The organism is Prauserella rugosa, from assembly GCF_000719975.1.
Taxonomy (GTDB): Bacteria; Actinomycetota; Actinomycetes; order Mycobacteriales; family Pseudonocardiaceae; genus Prauserella; species Prauserella rugosa.
The window spans coordinates 1-14,748 of the sequence record NZ_JOIJ01000024.1; the positions used below are offsets into that span (position 1 = coordinate 1).

General features: G+C 70.0%; 15 protein-coding genes and 1 other RNA gene. 11 read left to right on the plus strand and 5 right to left on the minus strand.

All coding sequences use genetic code 11. The features are described from left to right. Positions 1 to 354: 354 nt before the first annotated feature. The 6 genes from IF64_RS0122195 (at position 355) to IF64_RS0122220 (ending at position 5,318) form a co-directional block, all read left to right on the plus strand. Positions 355 to 855: a PadR family transcriptional regulator gene (locus IF64_RS0122195; RefSeq protein WP_030534105.1), complete on the plus strand. Its 501-nt coding sequence runs from the start codon at positions 355 to 357 to the stop codon at positions 853 to 855. A gap of 73 nt (positions 856 to 928) precedes the next feature. Continuing rightward, positions 929 to 2,038, plus strand: coding sequence for a peptide chain release factor 2 (gene prfB / locus IF64_RS0122200; protein WP_030534106.1), 1,110 nt, complete (start codon positions 929 to 931; stop codon positions 2,036 to 2,038). Between the two features lie 99 nt (positions 2,039 to 2,137). Then, positions 2,138 to 2,827, plus strand: coding sequence for a cell division ATP-binding protein FtsE (gene ftsE, locus IF64_RS0122205; RefSeq protein ID WP_030534107.1), 690 nt, complete (start codon positions 2,138 to 2,140; stop codon positions 2,825 to 2,827). Positions 2,828 to 2,895: 68 nt separating this feature from the next. Beyond that, positions 2,896 to 3,795, plus strand: a complete 900-nt coding sequence (ftsX, locus tag IF64_RS0122210; protein WP_030534108.1) for a permease-like cell division protein FtsX — start codon at positions 2,896 to 2,898, stop codon at positions 3,793 to 3,795. 132 nt (positions 3,796 to 3,927) lie between these two features. Then, positions 3,928 to 4,425 carry an SsrA-binding protein SmpB gene (smpB, locus tag IF64_RS0122215; protein WP_030534109.1) on the plus strand — a complete coding sequence of 166 codons (498 nt, stop codon included), beginning with the start codon at positions 3,928 to 3,930 and terminating at the stop codon, positions 4,423 to 4,425. Then, positions 4,422 to 5,318, plus strand: a complete 897-nt coding sequence (locus IF64_RS0122220) for an amidohydrolase family protein (RefSeq protein ID WP_030534110.1) — start codon at positions 4,422 to 4,424, stop codon at positions 5,316 to 5,318. Before smpB ends, IF64_RS0122220 begins: the two co-directional genes overlap by 4 nt. A 47-nt stretch (positions 5,319 to 5,365) precedes the next feature. Here IF64_RS0122220 and IF64_RS0122225 read toward each other — a convergent pair whose 3' ends face one another. From IF64_RS0122225 to IF64_RS0122240, 4 genes are all read right to left on the minus strand, one after another. Continuing rightward, on the minus strand, positions 5,366 to 6,733 hold the full coding sequence (locus IF64_RS0122225; RefSeq protein ID WP_084706036.1) for an acyltransferase family protein: 1,368 nt from the start codon (positions 6,731 to 6,733) through the stop codon (positions 5,366 to 5,368). Positions 6,734 to 6,897: 164 nt separating this feature from the next. After that, positions 6,898 to 7,539, minus strand: coding sequence for a response regulator transcription factor (locus IF64_RS0122230; RefSeq protein ID WP_030534112.1), 642 nt, complete (start codon positions 7,537 to 7,539; stop codon positions 6,898 to 6,900). A gap of 27 nt (positions 7,540 to 7,566) precedes the next feature. Continuing rightward, positions 7,567 to 8,682 carry a sensor histidine kinase gene (locus tag IF64_RS0122235; RefSeq protein ID WP_030534113.1) on the minus strand — a complete coding sequence of 372 codons (1,116 nt, stop codon included), beginning with the start codon at positions 8,680 to 8,682 and terminating at the stop codon, positions 7,567 to 7,569. A 29-nt stretch (positions 8,683 to 8,711) separates the two neighbouring features. Continuing rightward, on the minus strand, positions 8,712 to 9,371 hold the full coding sequence (locus IF64_RS0122240) for a sensor domain-containing protein (RefSeq protein WP_051758079.1): 660 nt from the start codon (positions 9,369 to 9,371) through the stop codon (positions 8,712 to 8,714). Between the two features lie 110 nt (positions 9,372 to 9,481). On the opposite strand from IF64_RS0122240, the gene ssrA reads away from it, so the two are divergent. Then, positions 9,482 to 9,855: a transfer-messenger RNA gene (gene ssrA / locus IF64_RS26765) on the plus strand. Positions 9,856 to 10,106: 251 nt separating this feature from the next. On the opposite strand, the gene IF64_RS0122245 is transcribed toward ssrA, so the two are convergent. Continuing rightward, on the minus strand, positions 10,107 to 10,832 hold the full coding sequence (locus IF64_RS0122245) for a helix-turn-helix domain-containing protein (protein WP_145600625.1): 726 nt from the start codon (positions 10,830 to 10,832) through the stop codon (positions 10,107 to 10,109). 258 nt (positions 10,833 to 11,090) lie between these two features. On the opposite strand from IF64_RS0122245, the gene IF64_RS0122250 reads away from it, so the two are divergent. The 4 genes from IF64_RS0122250 (at position 11,091) to IF64_RS25655 (ending at position 14,745) form a co-directional block, all read left to right on the plus strand. After that, positions 11,091 to 12,560 carry an amidase gene (locus IF64_RS0122250; RefSeq protein ID WP_030534116.1) on the plus strand — a complete coding sequence of 490 codons (1,470 nt, stop codon included), beginning with the start codon at positions 11,091 to 11,093 and terminating at the stop codon, positions 12,558 to 12,560. A 98-nt stretch (positions 12,561 to 12,658) separates the two neighbouring features. Beyond that, the gene (locus IF64_RS0122255; protein WP_030534117.1) at positions 12,659 to 13,582 is read left to right on the plus strand and encodes an SDR family NAD(P)-dependent oxidoreductase; all 924 of its coding nucleotides are present in this window, start codon (positions 12,659 to 12,661) and stop codon (positions 13,580 to 13,582) included. A gap of 10 nt (positions 13,583 to 13,592) precedes the next feature. Beyond that, the gene (locus IF64_RS0122260) at positions 13,593 to 14,189 is read left to right on the plus strand and encodes a TetR family transcriptional regulator (protein ID WP_030534118.1); all 597 of its coding nucleotides are present in this window, start codon (positions 13,593 to 13,595) and stop codon (positions 14,187 to 14,189) included. Between the two features lie 55 nt (positions 14,190 to 14,244). Further along, entirely contained in the window at positions 14,245 to 14,745 is a 501-nt protein-coding gene (locus IF64_RS25655) for an SRPBCC family protein (RefSeq protein ID WP_036877577.1), read from the plus strand. Positions 14,746 to 14,748: the final 3 nt, after the last annotated feature.

Sequence of the window (14,748 nt, forward strand, 5' to 3'; positions counted from 1 at the left end):
CTGTGGGGGCCCAGCCCCCCACGCCCCAGGCCGGCGGGCTTCGCCCCCGGACCCCCTTCGGCCTCGCTTCGCATCGGCCTACTCGTTCGCGGTCGCCCAAGGGGCGTTGGAATCCGCTGCGTCGCGGCCGCCCAGGTGCGACGGTTGGTATGTGCGGTGCGTGACGGGATGGAGGCGCAGGGTTGTCGAGACCGGCGGTAGCTACCGTGCGTCACCCGGCGTTGCTCGGAGTGGGCGACACCGCTGCGCCGATCGCCCGCATGAGCTGGTGCTTGTGGACTGTGCCCAGCTCCACAGTGGACGTCGACTGGGGCCACAGTGGACAGAAATGGCAGAACGTGGCACCGTAGTGGCGTGTCCGATTTGAACGCTACAGCCGCAGCACTGCTTGGACTGCTTCACGACGGCCCCGCCACCGGCGGTGAACTCGTCTCCGGAGCCGAGGAACGCTTCGGAGCGTTCTTCAGCGTCACACGGAGCCAGGTGTACCGCGAACTGCCCGCGTTGCACGAAGCCGGGTACGTCCGCCTCGGCAAGCAGGGCCCGCGCTCCAGTCAGCAGTACGTCATCACCGCAGCAGGCAAGAAGGCCTTCAAGGCCTGGGTCGCCGCCGACTCCGCGCCCGACCACCTGCGCTCGCCGCTCATCCTGCGCCTGGTGCACGCCCGCGTGCTCACCCAGAAGCAGCGGCAGAACCTGTTCGACACGGCCAAGGCCGTCTACACCGAGCAGGTCGACAACGCCAAGGCCGTGTCCAAGGCCGCCGAGGACCCGGTGACCAAGGCCGTCGCCGACTTCGACCTCGCGCACGCCAAGGCGGCGCTGAAGCTCCTCGACACGGTCTCGGCCAACTGAGCCGAGCCCGGCGCAGCGGCATCTCGTGCGGCCGCCTCAAGCGGCCGCACGATTTGCCGTAACCTTGTCATTCGTGAGTGCTGAGTTCGAAGACGTCGTCAAGGACCTCGACGGCAAGCTGACGCAGGTCGAATCCGTCATGGACATCGACGCGCTGCGCCAGGAGGTCGCCTCCCTCGAGGAGGAGGCGGCACGCCCCGATCTCTGGGACGACCCCGAGGCCGCTCAGAAGGTCACCAGCCAGCTGTCGTACAAGCAGGCCGACCTGCGCCGCGTCGGCGAACTCCGCCAGCGGCTCGACGACCTGGGCGTGCTCTACGAACTCGCACAGGCCGAAGGCGACCCAGCCAGCAAGAGCGAGGCCGAGAGTGAACTCTCCTCCCTCACCGAGGCGATCGACGCGCTCGAGGTCCGCACTCTGCTGTCGGGCGAGTACGACCCACGCAACGCCGTGGTCAACATCCGCGCCGAGGCCGGCGGCGTCGACGCGGCCGACTTCGCCGAGATGCTCATGCGCATGTACCTGCGCTGGGCCGAACGCCACGGCTACGCCACCGAGGTCTACGACATCTCCTACGCCGAAGAGGCGGGCATCAAGTCCGCGACCTTCAAGGTCGGCGCCTCCTACGCGTACGGAACGCTGTCGGTCGAACAGGGCACGCACCGCCTCGTGCGGATCTCGCCGTTCGACAACCAGAGCCGCCGCCAGACCTCCTTCGCACACGTCGAGGTGCTGCCCGAGGTCGAGGAGGTCGACCACGTCGACATCCCCGAGAAGGACCTCCGCATCGACGTCTACCGCTCGTCCGGACCCGGCGGGCAGAGCGTCAACACCACCGACTCGGCCGTTCGCATCACGCACCAGCCCACCGGCATCGTCGTGTCCTGCCAGAACGAGAAGTCGCAGCTCCAGAACAAGGTCGCGGCCATGAAGGTCCTGCAGGCCAAACTCCTCCAGCGCAAGAAGGAGGAGGAGCAGGCCGAGCTCGACGCCCTCAAGGACGGCGGCAGCAGCTGGGGCAACCAGATGCGCTCCTACGTGCTGCACCCGTACCAGATGGTCAAGGACCTGCGCACCGAGCACGAATCGGGCAATCCGTCCGCCGTGTTGGACGGCGACATCGACGCGTTCCTCGACGCGGGCATCCGGTGGCGTAAGCAACAGGAAGCCGACGCGGCCTAGCTCGACCAGCGGATGGGCATCGGCGCAGGTGACAGCGCCGCGGCGGCCGAAGGCCAGGCAACCCGGCCTTAACGTCGCCCAACGGTAGGATGCCCAATCGTGATCCAGCTCGAATCCGTATCCAAGGTCTACAAGACCTCGACACGTCCGGCACTGGACAACGTTTCGGTCGACGTGGACAAGGGTGAGTTCGTCTTCCTCATCGGACCCTCGGGGTCCGGGAAGTCGACGTTCCTCCGACTGCTCCTGCGGGAGGAAGTGCCCAGCAAGGGTCGGGTGTCGGTGTCGAACTTCGACGTCGCCAAGATGCCCCGGCGCAAGGTCCCCCGCTTGCGCCAGACCATCGGCTGCGTCTTCCAGGACTTCCGTCTGCTGAACAACAAGACGGTGTCCGAGAACGTCGCGTTCGCCCTCGAGGTCATCGGCAAGCCGAAGCGCACCATCACCAAGGTCGTTCCCGAGGTGCTGGAACTCGTCGGTCTCGACGGCAAGGCGGACCGCATGCCGCACGAGCTCTCCGGTGGTGAACAGCAGCGCGTCGCCATGGCGCGGGCGTTCGTCAACCGGCCGCTGGTGCTGCTGGCCGACGAGCCGACGGGCAACCTCGACCCCGACACCAGCCAGGACATCATGCTGCTGCTGGAGCGGATCAACCGCACCGGTACGACCGTCGTCATGGCCACCCACGACCACTCGATCGTCGACTCCATGCGCCGCCGCGTCGTCGAACTCGACCTCGGCAGGGTCATCCGCGACGACCGTCGAGGCGTGTACGGCGTCGGCCGCTGACCCCCGCAGCGAGCCACACCCCCGCCCGTCCAGACCCGACCCCCGACTCCCAAGGAACCGTGCCCTAGATGCGCGCCAGCTTTGTCTTCAGCGAGGTCGTCACCGGCTTGCGCCGGAACGTCACGATGACCATCGCCATGATCCTGACCACCGCCATCTCACTCGGGATGTTCGGCGGTGGGCTGCTGTTCGTCCGCACGATCGACAAGATGCAGGCCAGCTACCTCGACGACGTCGAGGTCACGGTGTATCTGACGCAGGACATCAGCGCCAACGACCAGAACTGCACCGCCGAGCCGTGCTCGACGATCCGCCAGTCGCTCGAGAGCAACCAGGCGGTCGAGTCGGTCGTGTTCGAGGACCGCGAGCAGGCCTACGAGCGTTTCCAGCGGATCTTCGAGGGCCAGCCCGAGCTCGTCGAGCTCGCCCGGCCCGAGTCGCTGCCCGCCTCGTTGCACGTCAAGCTGTTCGACCCCGAACGCAGCGACGTGATCGTGCAGGAGTTCTCCAACCAGCCCGGCGTCGCCAACGTCGACGACCAGAACAAGTTCCTCGACCGGTTCTTCAGCCTGCTGAACTCCGGGCGGAACGGCACGTTCATCGTCGCCCTCATCGCCGCTCTCGCCGCGGTGCTGCTGATCGCCAACACCATCCAGGTGTCGGCCTACACGCGGCGCACCGAGGTCGGCATCATGCGGCTCGTCGGTGCGACGCGCTGGTACACGCAGCTACCGTTCCTCCTCGAAGCGGTGGTCGCCGGCGTCATCGGTGCGGTACTCGGCACCGGGGGACTGATCGCGATCAAATACATCGCGCTCGACCGGATCCTCGAGGCGACCGGCGGCGCGATTCCGAAGATCGAACTGATCGACATCCTGTTCCCCGTGGCGCCGATCCTGCTGGGCGTGTCGATCCTGATCTCGGCCGTGACCGGTTACGTCACGCTCCGCGCCTACGTCCGTACTTAGCGGATTGTCCAGGCCTGCGCTGGGGTTCCCGTGGCGGAACCTCAGCGCGGCCTGGCCGCGGCGGTTCGCCTACGGTTGTGGGTCGGTGTTAACCCGTTAGGACACATGGTCGAGGGCGGTTAGAGTCGAGACATGGTCAAGGAAGTCGGACGCAAGGTGATCGCGTCGAACCGTCGTGCCCGACACGACTATTCGATCCTCGACACCTACGAGGCCGGCATCGCGCTCGCCGGCACCGAGGTGAAGAGCCTCCGTGCCGGCAAGGCGTCGTTGAGCGAGGCGTTCGCGACGGTCGACGACGGTGAGGTGTTCCTGCGCAACGTGCACATTCCCGAGTACGCCCAGGGCACGTGGACCAACCACGCGCCGCGGCGCACCAGGAAGCTGTTGCTGCACCGCAGGGAGATCGAGAAGCTGATCGGCAAGACCAAGGAGAGCGGCGTCAGCCTCGTCCCGCTGTCGCTGTACTTCAAGGACGGCAAGGTCAAGGTCGAACTGGCCCTGGCCCGCGGTAAGAAGGCGCACGACAAGCGTCAGGACATCGCCAAGCGGGACGCGCAGCGCGAGATCTCCAAGGCCATGGGGCGCGCGATCAAGGGCAAGTACAAGCAGCGCGCGGGCCGCCGGTGACGGGTCCGGCCACCGACGACGACGTCGCGGCCTGGGCGCGGGGGCTCGGGCTCGACGGTCTCGTCGACATCCACGTCCACTTCCTTCCCGACCGCATGCTCCAGAAGGTGTGGGCGTACTTCGACCGCGCCGAGGAGCACTACGGCATGCCGTGGCCGGTGCACTATCGGCTGCCCGAGGCCGAACGCGTCGCGACGCTGCGGTCGCTCGGGGTGCGGGCGTTCGCCCCGCTGGTCTACCCGCACAAGCCCGGCATGGCCGAGTGGTTGAACGGCTGGGCGCTCGAGTTCGCAGAGCGGGAGGCCGACGCGGTACCCACCGCGACCTTCTACCCCGAGCCGGAGGCCGCCTCCTACGTGGACACGGCGATCCGCGCGGGCGTGCGCTGTTTCAAGGTCCACGTGCAGGTCGGCGCGTACGACCCGAGGGACGCGCTGCTCGATCCCGTGTGGGGCGCGATCGCCGACGCCGGCATCCCGGCCGTCATCCACTGCGGTCACGGCCCGCTGCAGGGGGAGCACACCGGGCTCGACGTGTTCGCCGAGGTGCTGACGCGGCATCCGCATCTGGTCGCCGTGCTGGCGCACGCGGGGATGCCCGAGTACGCCGAGGCGCTGGAGCTGGTGCGGCGGTTCCCCCGCGTGCATCTCGACACCACGATGGTCGGCGTTCCGTTCACGGAGAGCTTCATGCCCGTGCCGGAGGACTGGCCCGCGCGGATGGCCGACATCGCCGACCGGGTCGTGCTGGGCACCGACTTCCCCAACATCCCGTACGACTACGCCACGCAGCTGCGTGCCATCGCCGGATGGGCCGAGGCCGACGACCGGCTGGGCGATGCGTTCCTCAGGGCCGTTCTTCACGACACGCCCGCCAAACTCCTCGGCGTCTGACCCACCGTTCAAGGCTCCCGAGGGCCCCATAGTTGCGTTGATCCCGACTAATGCTCCCTTGACGCTTCGCCAACGACGGGTTTGGTGAGCAGGTACGCGCCGGCAATGAGTGCCGCCCACAGCTCGGGTCCGTTGCCGAACCCGGTCGCGGCGAGGCCGAGGACGCCCGTCGCGCCGAGTAGGCCCGCGGCGACGAGCCTGCCGAGCGGCGCCGGGGTCTGCGTCTCGAGTGCGCGCTGCGGTGGTGCCGTCTCGAACCGGCCGGTGACCCGCACCAACAGCAGCAGCACGAGGCCCGCGGCCGCGAGCCAGACCGGCAGTGTCGCCGCCCAGGCGACCGTCCCGGGCTGCGGCGTCGCACGGCCCAGCCCGACGACCGCGACCCCGGCGACGACCACGAGTGCCGGCATGTGCCAGAGGTAAATGCTCATGAACCGGGGCGCGGCCCACGCCAACGCCGTCGACACGCACCGCCGCTGCGCCAGCCGCGTGAGCAGCGGGCGGACCGCGAGCGCCAGGCCGATCTGACCGACCGCCAGAGTGAGGAGGCACGCGGCGGGCGGGCTCATGTTCGACACTGCATCGCCCGGCATGCCGATCATGCTCTGCGCGTACGGACCGAACGCCACGAGCAGCGCCGTCCCGGTGAACCCGGCGCCGGACAGGGCGAGTGCGCGGCTCGTCGACAGTCGGGCGAGCCCGCCGTCGGCGTAGTGAAATCCCAGCTGGGCGACCGCAAGCCACACGAACACCGCGTTGGCGTAGCCGACCACCGGAACCTCCGCCAGCTGGGGCAAGCCGCCGAATCGGACGACGTCGACGGCTGCCGCCGCAACCGCGAACGCCGGCACCACGCCGAACGTCGCGAGCCCGCCGCGGCGGTGCGCGGCCGCCAGCAGGGGAGTGGTGACGACCGTCAGCAGGTAGACGGCCAGGAACCACAGCAGCTGCGCCGCGATCGCCCCCGCCACGGCCACGGGCTGCTCCGGGGCGCCGAGGTCACGGAGCAGTGTCGGCACGAGCAGCCACACCGCGAGCAGCGGCAGCACCGGCAGCAACAGCCGGTGCAGCCGTGCGGCGAGCCAGTCGCGGGTCGAGCTCGCCCGCCGCAGGGAGATCAGGTTGGCCGCACCCCCTGCGAAGAACACCAGCGGCATGACCTGTGACAACCATGTCACGACCCACCAGCCGGGGGTGCTGAGCGCGTTGCCCGTGGTCAGCACCCCGTCGGAGTAACTCAGCACCGGCATCGTCCAGTGCTGCACCACCACGCCCACCACGGCCAGCGTTCGCACCAGGTCGAGAAACCGATCCCGCCCCGGAGGCTGCGTGGGTGGCGCGGTGGGCCGGGATGTCGGGCGCGCAGTGGCAGGCGCGACAGGCGACGTGGCAGGTGGCGTGAGGCTCGTGGTCATACCGTTCAGCCTGGTCAGCGAACGATGCGCGCACAGCGGAGCTACCCACCGTCCCGCGCTACCGGTTTTCGTACCGGACAGGTGGGGCAAGCCCTACCGCCCCGGCAAAACTCCCAAGGGCCCCATAGTCGCGTTGAACGCGACTATGGGGCCCTTGGGAGCACCTAGCGTTCCAGGTAGGTCAACACCGCGCGGACCCGGCGGTGCTCCTCGGCGCTGCCGTCGAGGCCGAGCTTGAGGAAGATGTTGCCGATGTGCTTCTCGACGGCTCCGTGCGACACGACGAGCTTCGCGGCGATCGCCGAGTTCGACAGGCCCTGGGCCATGAGTTCGAGTACCTCGCCCTCCCTGCCGGTCAGCGAGTCGAGCGGATTGCGCCTGCCCCGTGCCATGACCTGCGAGATCACCTCGGGGTCGATGGCCGTGCCACCGCCCGCGACCCGGCGGATCGCGTCGAGGAAGTCCGCGACGTCCGCGACCCGCTCCTTCAGCAGGTAACCGACACCGCCCGCACCGCCGGAGAGCAGCTCGATGGCGTAGGTCTCCTCGACGTACTGCGACAGCACCAGCACCGGCAGATTCGGCACCCTCTCACGGGCACGCAACGCCGCGCGCAGCCCCTCGTCGGTGAACGTCGGCGGCATGCGCACGTCGACGATGGCCAGGTCGGGCCGGTGCTGCTCGACCGAGGCCAGCAGCTCGTCCCCTGAGCCCACCGCGGCCACCGTGTCGATTCCCTCGTCGGCGAGCAGACGCTGCACCCCGGCGCGCAGCAGGACGGCATCCTCGGCGATGACGACGCGCAACTCTCCACAACCCCCAGATCGGCTGAGCTACCAGGCGCAGGGCAGTTCGGCGCGGATCATCGTCGGACCACCGTGCGGACTGGACACGGAGACGACACCGTCGATCGTGGCCGCCCGATCGGCCAGGCCCGCGAGCCCGCCACCCGGGCGCATCTCGGCGCCGCCGCGACCGTTGTCGGTCACCTCGGCGATCACCGTATCGCCATCGCCCCGCACGGCAACCTCGATATGTGTGGCTTCGGCGTGCTTGGCCGCGTTGGTCAGCGTCTCGCCGACGATGAAGTACGTCGTCGTCTCCACGGCCGCGGGCGGGCGCGTGGGCAGGTCGACGGTCACCGCCACCGGGACCGGCGACTTCGCTGCGAGAGCCGACAGCGCCGCGTCGAGCCCACGGTCGCCCAGCACGGCCGGGTAGATGCCGCGCGCCAGGTCCCGCAACTCCGACACGGCGAGCTTCGCATCGGCGTGCGCCTCGTCGAGCAGCCCCGCGAGCTCGGAGTCCTCCTGACCGACCTTGGCCTTCGCGCGGCCCACCGTCATCGCCACGGCGACCAGCCGCTGCTGCGCACCGTCGTGCAGGTCGCGTTCGATCCGCCGCCGCTCGGCCTCGGCCGCGTCGACCCCGCGTGCCCGCGAGGCCTGCAACCGGGACGCCTTCGCCTCCAGCCGCTGCGTACGCGGCGGTCCCAGCAGCGCCAACGCCAGCTTGCCGTGCAGCCAGCCCACGCCGGGAGCGACCGTGAACGCCAACGGCACCACGATCGCCGACACCACACCGAGGGCGAACTCCACGATCGCGAGCGGAAAGCTCACCAGGAGGTAGGCCAGATCGCGCCACGTCGTCGCGTCGGCCATGCGCGCGAACCAGTTCCGGACGCGGCTGCCGTCACCCTGCGCGCGGATCGCGTCGGCGACCGGGGTGCGCAGCATGCGCCGGAGCCACCGTCGTTCGGCGTCGGCGAACCACTGCGTCAAGTGCGTCGCGGCCATCAGCAGCGGGATGCCCACCCACACGATCGTCGTGGCCACCCCCGCGACCAGCAGGGTCACCAGCACGACGAACTGGACCAGGCGCACCGGCAACGTCAACACCTGGTAGCCGATCGTGCGCCAGGTGCCGGGCCACGGTTGGTCCTCGTTCATCGGCGGCGCCCCTTCTGCCAAGGCGCCTTTCATCCTGCCACCACGTGCTCCCGTTCGGGCGTGCGAATGTCCGGCCCGGCCTCCGCCTCCCGCATGCGCCGTCGCGACGGACCCAGCAGCGCCGCCGCCAGCCACGCGTGACCTGTGGCCACCCCGCGCGTGACCGGCAACGCCAGGCACGCCAACAACACCCCCAACGCCGCCCACGGCAACGCCGTCGGCACCGAGTCCACGACGATCCAGCGCAGATCGTGCCCGGGGAAGGCGTAGATCCCGTCCGGCAGGAAGCGGTAGTACACCGGCAACGCCACCAGGCCCAACGCCAACGCCCAGAACGTCACAGCCAGCGTGAACTCCACGATCCCCACCGGCAGCAGAAGCAACAGGTAGGCGACGTCCCGCCACGTCTGCGCATCACGCACCCGCGTCAACCACCGTGCCCGCGCGCCCGCAGACGGCAACACGGCATACGGCCGCGGCACCGACGTGCCCGCCAACGCCCGCACCCGTGCCCGCTCGAGCTCGGCCAGCCCGCGCGAACCCAGCACGAACGCCATCAACACCGGAATGCCCGCCCACACCAGCGACAACGGCACACCCACGCTGAACGTCGTCACCAGGAACACGAACGAGACGATGCCCAACGGCAGACTCGACAACAGCAACGCCAGGGACCCGAGAACCAGCATCGCCGCCCCGAACACCCCGTGACATGCAGCTGCCCGCCCAAGTCCGGTAGGATCGGGTGGACGGGGGCGTTATCCTGGGTGGAACGAGTGATCCACACCGATCCCGTCAAGGGGGTGAACGGTTTCGACTCTGGACGTTGATCCAGCGGGAAGCGTGCCGGTGCAGGCAACGACCACCGAAAGCGTCGTCGCAACTAAATATAAGCGCCAAGACGAATAGTCAGCGCGACTTCGCCCTCGCCGCCTGAGCGAGTGCGAGTCTGTCGGCCCGGGTAAGCCTTCGACCCGGTTTGCCGGCATCAGCTAGAAGGCTCACCACCGGTCCCGGCCACGGGGACCGGTTGGGACACCAACAGTGGCTGGGCCCGTCACACCGGCTTGTTCGCGTGACCGGTGGGGCCGAGTAGAGGCACAGCGAACTGCGCACGGAGAAGCCCTGGAGAGGCGACAGAGGACCCGGGTTCGATTCCCGGCACCTCCACTCGATGACCGGCGAGTGCTCGCGGAGAGCGCTCGCCGGTTTCTCGTTTCGGGTGTTGGTTGCGGGGGCCGAGCCCCCGGGCCCCTACGGTGCGTGCTCCTGGTTTTGGCGGCATGGTCCGGTGGGTGGGGACCAGCGTCAGGTCCGTTTGGTTTCGCAGACCCCGCCCGGGGCGTTCCCCGGACCCCCATCGTGGGTGTTCCCTTTGCGGGTGTGTTGCGGTCCGAGTTCGGCCCGATCTCACGCCGGTGGCCTCAGCGGGGCCAGGCGATGTCGTCCACGGCCAGCCACGGTGCGGTCGCCACCGCCGCCGGGGTAACCCCCGCGAAGGCCGCGACCTCGCGGTGCAGGTGGGACTGGTCGGCATATCCTCCGGCCGCCGCCACCGACGCCGGACTGTCACCGGCCGCGAGACGGTGCACCGCCTCGTCGAACCGCACCAGCTGCGCCGCTCGTTTCGGCCCGAGTCCGATCTGCCCGCGGAACCGGGACCACAAGCGTTTGCGGCTCCACCCCGTCTCGTCCGCCAGCTGCTCGACGCGCACCCGGCCGCGCCGCTGCACCATCCGCCGCCACACGAACGCGACCTCGTCGTCGACCCGGCGACCCGACCCGCAGCGCCGCGCCAACGTCGCCTCGGCGATCGCGAACCGCTCCGCCCAGGATCCGGCCGCGCGCAACCGCTCCGGCAACGTCGTCGGCCACACGTCCTCGAGCGCGACCACACTCCTGTCCAGCCCGGTGCCGAACACCGCATGGGCGAGCGTCGGCGAGAGCCGGACCTGCAAGCACTCGATGTGCCGCCCACGACCTCGCGCCCCTCGCGGTTCCAACCCGGCGACCACACCACCCCGCAGCGCAGCACCACTCACGTCGTCGACGAGCAGTCCGTCGCCCAGGTCGACGAACAGCGTGACGGCGGGATGTGGCACCACCGGAAGATCGACGAGATCGGTGGTCCTGCCGCTGAACCCGGCCATCCGCAGTCCCGGCAGTCGCCTCGCCCTGTCCGGCCCAGACCCGGCCGGCCCAGGCCCGGCCGGCTCAGGCCTGTTCGCCCCCGTTCTGTTCGACACCGCCGGGTTCCATACGGCGATGTCCCACACGGCGGCGCCGTCTCGGGCCCACTCGGCCGGTCGCATGCCGTCATCGTAGAGCCGCCCGGCGCGCGCGACATTCGTCCAAGACCGCTCCCACCCCGATGGCCAGGCTGAACGGACGTCAGGAAGGAGCCCACCGTGATCGATCCGTACACCTCAGTCGTCGACCTCGCCGCCGCGATCCGCGCGAAGGACGTGAGTCCCGTCGAGGTCGCCGAGTGCTATCTCGACCGGATCGCCGCACTCGATCCGGTCTTCAACGCGTTCAGTCACCGCGCCGACGACGAGGTCCGCGCCGCCGCATCCGCCGCAGCCGATGCGGTCACGCGAGGCCGGCCGGAGGATCTTCCGCCGCTGCACGGCGTCCCGGTGCCGATCAAGGACCTCGCCGACGTCGCGGGCTGGCCGACCACCTACGGCTCGCTGGCGACCGACCACGCGCCGAAACGCGCGTCGGACCCGGTCGTGCGGCGGTTCGTCGACGCCGGCGCGATCCCGCTCGGCAAGACGACGACGTCGGAGTTCGGCGCCGCGTCGTTCACCGAGAGCGACGCGCACGGCGTCTCCCGCAACCCGTGGGACCCCGACCGCACGCCCGGCGGTTCGTCGGGCGGCGCGGCGATTGCCGTGGCGGCCGGCATGGCGCCGATCGCACACGCCGAGGACGGCGGCGGGTCGATCCGCGTGCCGGCCTCGTGCACCGGGCTCGTCGGCCTGAAGCCGACCCGCGGCCGGGTGACGAGCTCGGTCGTCGACGCGGAAGGCCTCGGCACCAGCGGAGTCGTGAGCCGCACGGTCGCCGACACCGCCGTCGCACTCGACGTCCTCGCTCGGCACGATCCGGGTGCGTGGTGGTCGCCGCCCTCGCCCGCACGCTCGTTCGCCGGCCTGCTGTCCGAGCCTCTGCTGTCCGACCGCCGGTTGTCCGACTCCCTGTCGACGGACCCGGCGCACGCCCGGCTGCGTGTCGGCGTGCTCACGACGTCGCCGATCGACGGCATCGGCGTGGATCCGGCGTGCGTGACCGCGGTGGGGACGGTGGTGCGCGCGCTGGAGGAGGCAGGCCACCACGTCGTCGACGCGGCGCTGCCACTGCCGCCGGCCGACGAGCTGCTCTCGGTGTTCATGAAGATCTGGAACGTCTCGAGCGCCGGGATTCCGGTGGCGCACCCGGATCGGCTCGAACCGCACAACCGCGCTCAGCGGCAGGCGGCACTGACGGTCGATTCGCTGGCGTACGTCGAGAGCGTGCAGGCGGCCCAACGCCTGTCCCGGCGCATCGTCGAAGCGTTCGCGGTGTCCTTCGACCTACTGGTGACACCGACGATGGCGTGTCTGCCGCCCCGGGTCGGTGCCTGGCGAGAGGTCGGCGACCCGGTGACGGCGAGCCATCCGATGGCGGTGTTCACCTCGCTGTTCAACGTCACCGGCCAACCTGCCGTCTCCGTGCCGATCCACCACGACGAGCCGTCCGGACTGCCCGTCGGCGTGCACCTCGTGGCGGCCCCGTGGCGGGAGGATCTCCTGCTCCGGGCTGCGCACTTCCTCGAACAGGTGCACCCGTGGGCAGCGCGCAGGCCCGAACGCTGCGCGGCCGGCGAGATGTGACCAGGGGAGCAGCACCGGTCGACAACTCGTATCCACAGGGATAACCTGATACTCAGTATCAAAAGATACTAAATATCAAGTTGGGTGCTGTGGACGCTATGGATGCCGTGCTTGCCAAAAACCCCCGTACCGTCGTGCTGACGGGCGTCAGCCGCGGCTTCGGCCGTGAGGCCGCGAAAACGCTGATCGCGCGGCGGCCGCAGGACCGGTACGTCGTGCTGGCGCGCGGTGACGCCGCGGGCACCGCCGAGGCACTGGCCCCGGCGGTCGGTACCGGCCGCGTTCTCGGTGTCGCGTGCGACCTCGGTTCGCTCGCCGACGTCGACAGGGCGGCTGGCGTGATCACGTCCGGCCTCGACAACGGGGAACTGCCACCGCTCGGTGGGTTTCTCGGCAACGCCGGGGTGGTGTTCATGAGAACCGACACGGCGACCGCCGACGGGTACGAGACGACCTTCGCTGTCAACGTGCTCGCGCACCAGCTGCTCGTTCGGCGGTTGATGGAACGGTTCACCGCGCCGGCATGGGTCGTGCTGACCACGAGCGACAGTCACTTCGGACAGTTCCGTTACACGCTCGGAGCGACCCCGCCGCCCCGGTGGGACGCTCCGGCACGGCTGGCGAGGCCTCGGGAGGGCGGCCCGCGGGAAGCCGGGCGCGCGTACGCGACCAGCAAGCTCGGGACCATCTACCTGGCGCATGCACTGGCTCGGCGGCTTCCGCCCGAGGTGGCCGTTCACGCCTACAACCCGGCACTCGTGGCCGGTACGGACTTCTTCCGTGCGGCGCCGCCGCCGTTGCGCGCCATGGCGAAGGGCTTCTTCCGGCTCCAGTCGGCTCTCGGGCGGGGCATGACGCCGCAGCAGGCCGGGCTCCGGCTGGCCGAGACGATTCTCGCCGGGCCACCCGGCCCGTCCGGTTCCTACATCGACCGCGGGCGAGTGGTTCCGTCGTCGCCGGAGTCCTACGACGAGGCCCGGGAGGAGGAACTCTGGCGCGAGGCGACCCGGCTGAGCGGCTAGTGTCGGGGCGATGAACGCCGACATCGCCGCAGGGGAGTCGCTGCGCGAGCGAAAGCGCCGTCAGACCCGGGAACGGATCGCCGAGGCCGCGTTCACGCTGTTCGACGAGCGTGGTTTCGACGCGGTGACCGTCGACGACATCGCGGCTCGTGCCGACGTCGGTCGTATGACCTTCTTCCGGTACTTCGGCGACAAGGAGGAGGTCGTCTTCTCCGGGGAAAGCGACACTCTGCGCGCGCTGAACGCCGAACAAGACCCGGCCGCGCCGGCACTGCCGGACCTCGCCTCCGCGCTCGGCGAGGCGCGGCGACTGGTGGTGGCGCTGTGTGCCGAGGAGCAGCACGCGGCCTACGCCAGGCTCGTCGACCGGCACCCGGAGCTGGCCGATCGGCACGCGCGCAAGCTCCGCCACTACGCCGATCGTCTCGAACAGCACCTGGTCACGCGCGGCACGCCGCAGGCATCGGCGGTCCTCGCCGCGCAGCTCGCGCTGGCCTGCTACCACACGGCGTGGCGCCTGGCCGGACACGAAGCCGACGCCCTCGCGCGCGAGGCTGGCGCCGCCTTCGACGCACTGACGAGCGAGGCGGCAGGCCAACGTCCGTGACCGGCCGTGCTCGAAGCACGGGTCGACGCCGCCCGCGGCTGGCAGGATGGTCGGCATGGTGCTGATCTCGCGCTCGGACCGCACCGTGGCGGTCACCGTGCAGGGGCGGACGGCCGCCGACCCCGCCTGGTCGTTCGACGTCGTCGTGCCCATCGATCTGTCGCTCGTGTTCCGGGGCTGGGGGCCGTTCCCCGGAGTGCAGGGCGTCCGCAATCAGACCGGCCCGTGGGACCACGTCGGCGCGTCCCGGAATCCACAGCTGACCGATGGCTCGTCTGCCACCGAGACCCTCACCGAGTACGACCGGGGCCGCAGTTTCGCCTACGAGCTGACCGACTTCAGCAACGTGCTCGGACGACTGGTCTCCGGGGTTCGCGGCGAGTGGACCTTCACCCCGGACGGCACCGGAACGGTGGTTCGCTGGACCTACGAGTTCAAACCCCGCCGCGGATGCTTCCTCGCGATCCGGGCCGGGCTTGCCCCGCTGTGGCGCCGCTACCTGCTGTCCGGGCTCGCCGGTGCGCTCGCGGCCGTTGACCGGGAGGCACGGCGGTGACGG

What these genes read in the sequence shown, in the direction of transcription:
- IF64_RS25655 (WP_036877577.1), top strand. Translation starts at nt 14,245, where the DNA reads ATGGTGCTGATCTCGCGCTCGGACCGCACCGTGGCGGTCACCGTGCAG.
- IF64_RS0122245 (WP_145600625.1), bottom strand. Translation starts at nt 10,832, where the DNA reads ATGGCCGGGTTCAGCGGCAGGACCACCGATCTCGTCGATCTTCCGGTG.
- smpB (WP_030534109.1), top strand. Translation starts at nt 3,928, where the DNA reads ATGGTCAAGGAAGTCGGACGCAAGGTGATCGCGTCGAACCGTCGTGCC.
- IF64_RS0122260 (WP_030534118.1), top strand. Translation starts at nt 13,593, where the DNA reads ATGAACGCCGACATCGCCGCAGGGGAGTCGCTGCGCGAGCGAAAGCGC.
- IF64_RS0122225 (WP_084706036.1), bottom strand. Translation starts at nt 6,733, where the DNA reads ATGACCACGAGCCTCACGCCACCTGCCACGTCGCCTGTCGCGCCTGCC.
- IF64_RS0122235 (WP_030534113.1), bottom strand. Translation starts at nt 8,682, where the DNA reads ATGAACGAGGACCAACCGTGGCCCGGCACCTGGCGCACGATCGGCTAC.
- ftsX (WP_030534108.1), top strand. Translation starts at nt 2,896, where the DNA reads ATGCGCGCCAGCTTTGTCTTCAGCGAGGTCGTCACCGGCTTGCGCCGG.
- IF64_RS0122240 (WP_051758079.1), bottom strand. Translation starts at nt 9,371, where the DNA reads ATGCTGGTTCTCGGGTCCCTGGCGTTGCTGTTGTCGAGTCTGCCGTTG.
- IF64_RS0122255 (WP_030534117.1), top strand. Translation starts at nt 12,659, where the DNA reads ATGGATGCCGTGCTTGCCAAAAACCCCCGTACCGTCGTGCTGACGGGC.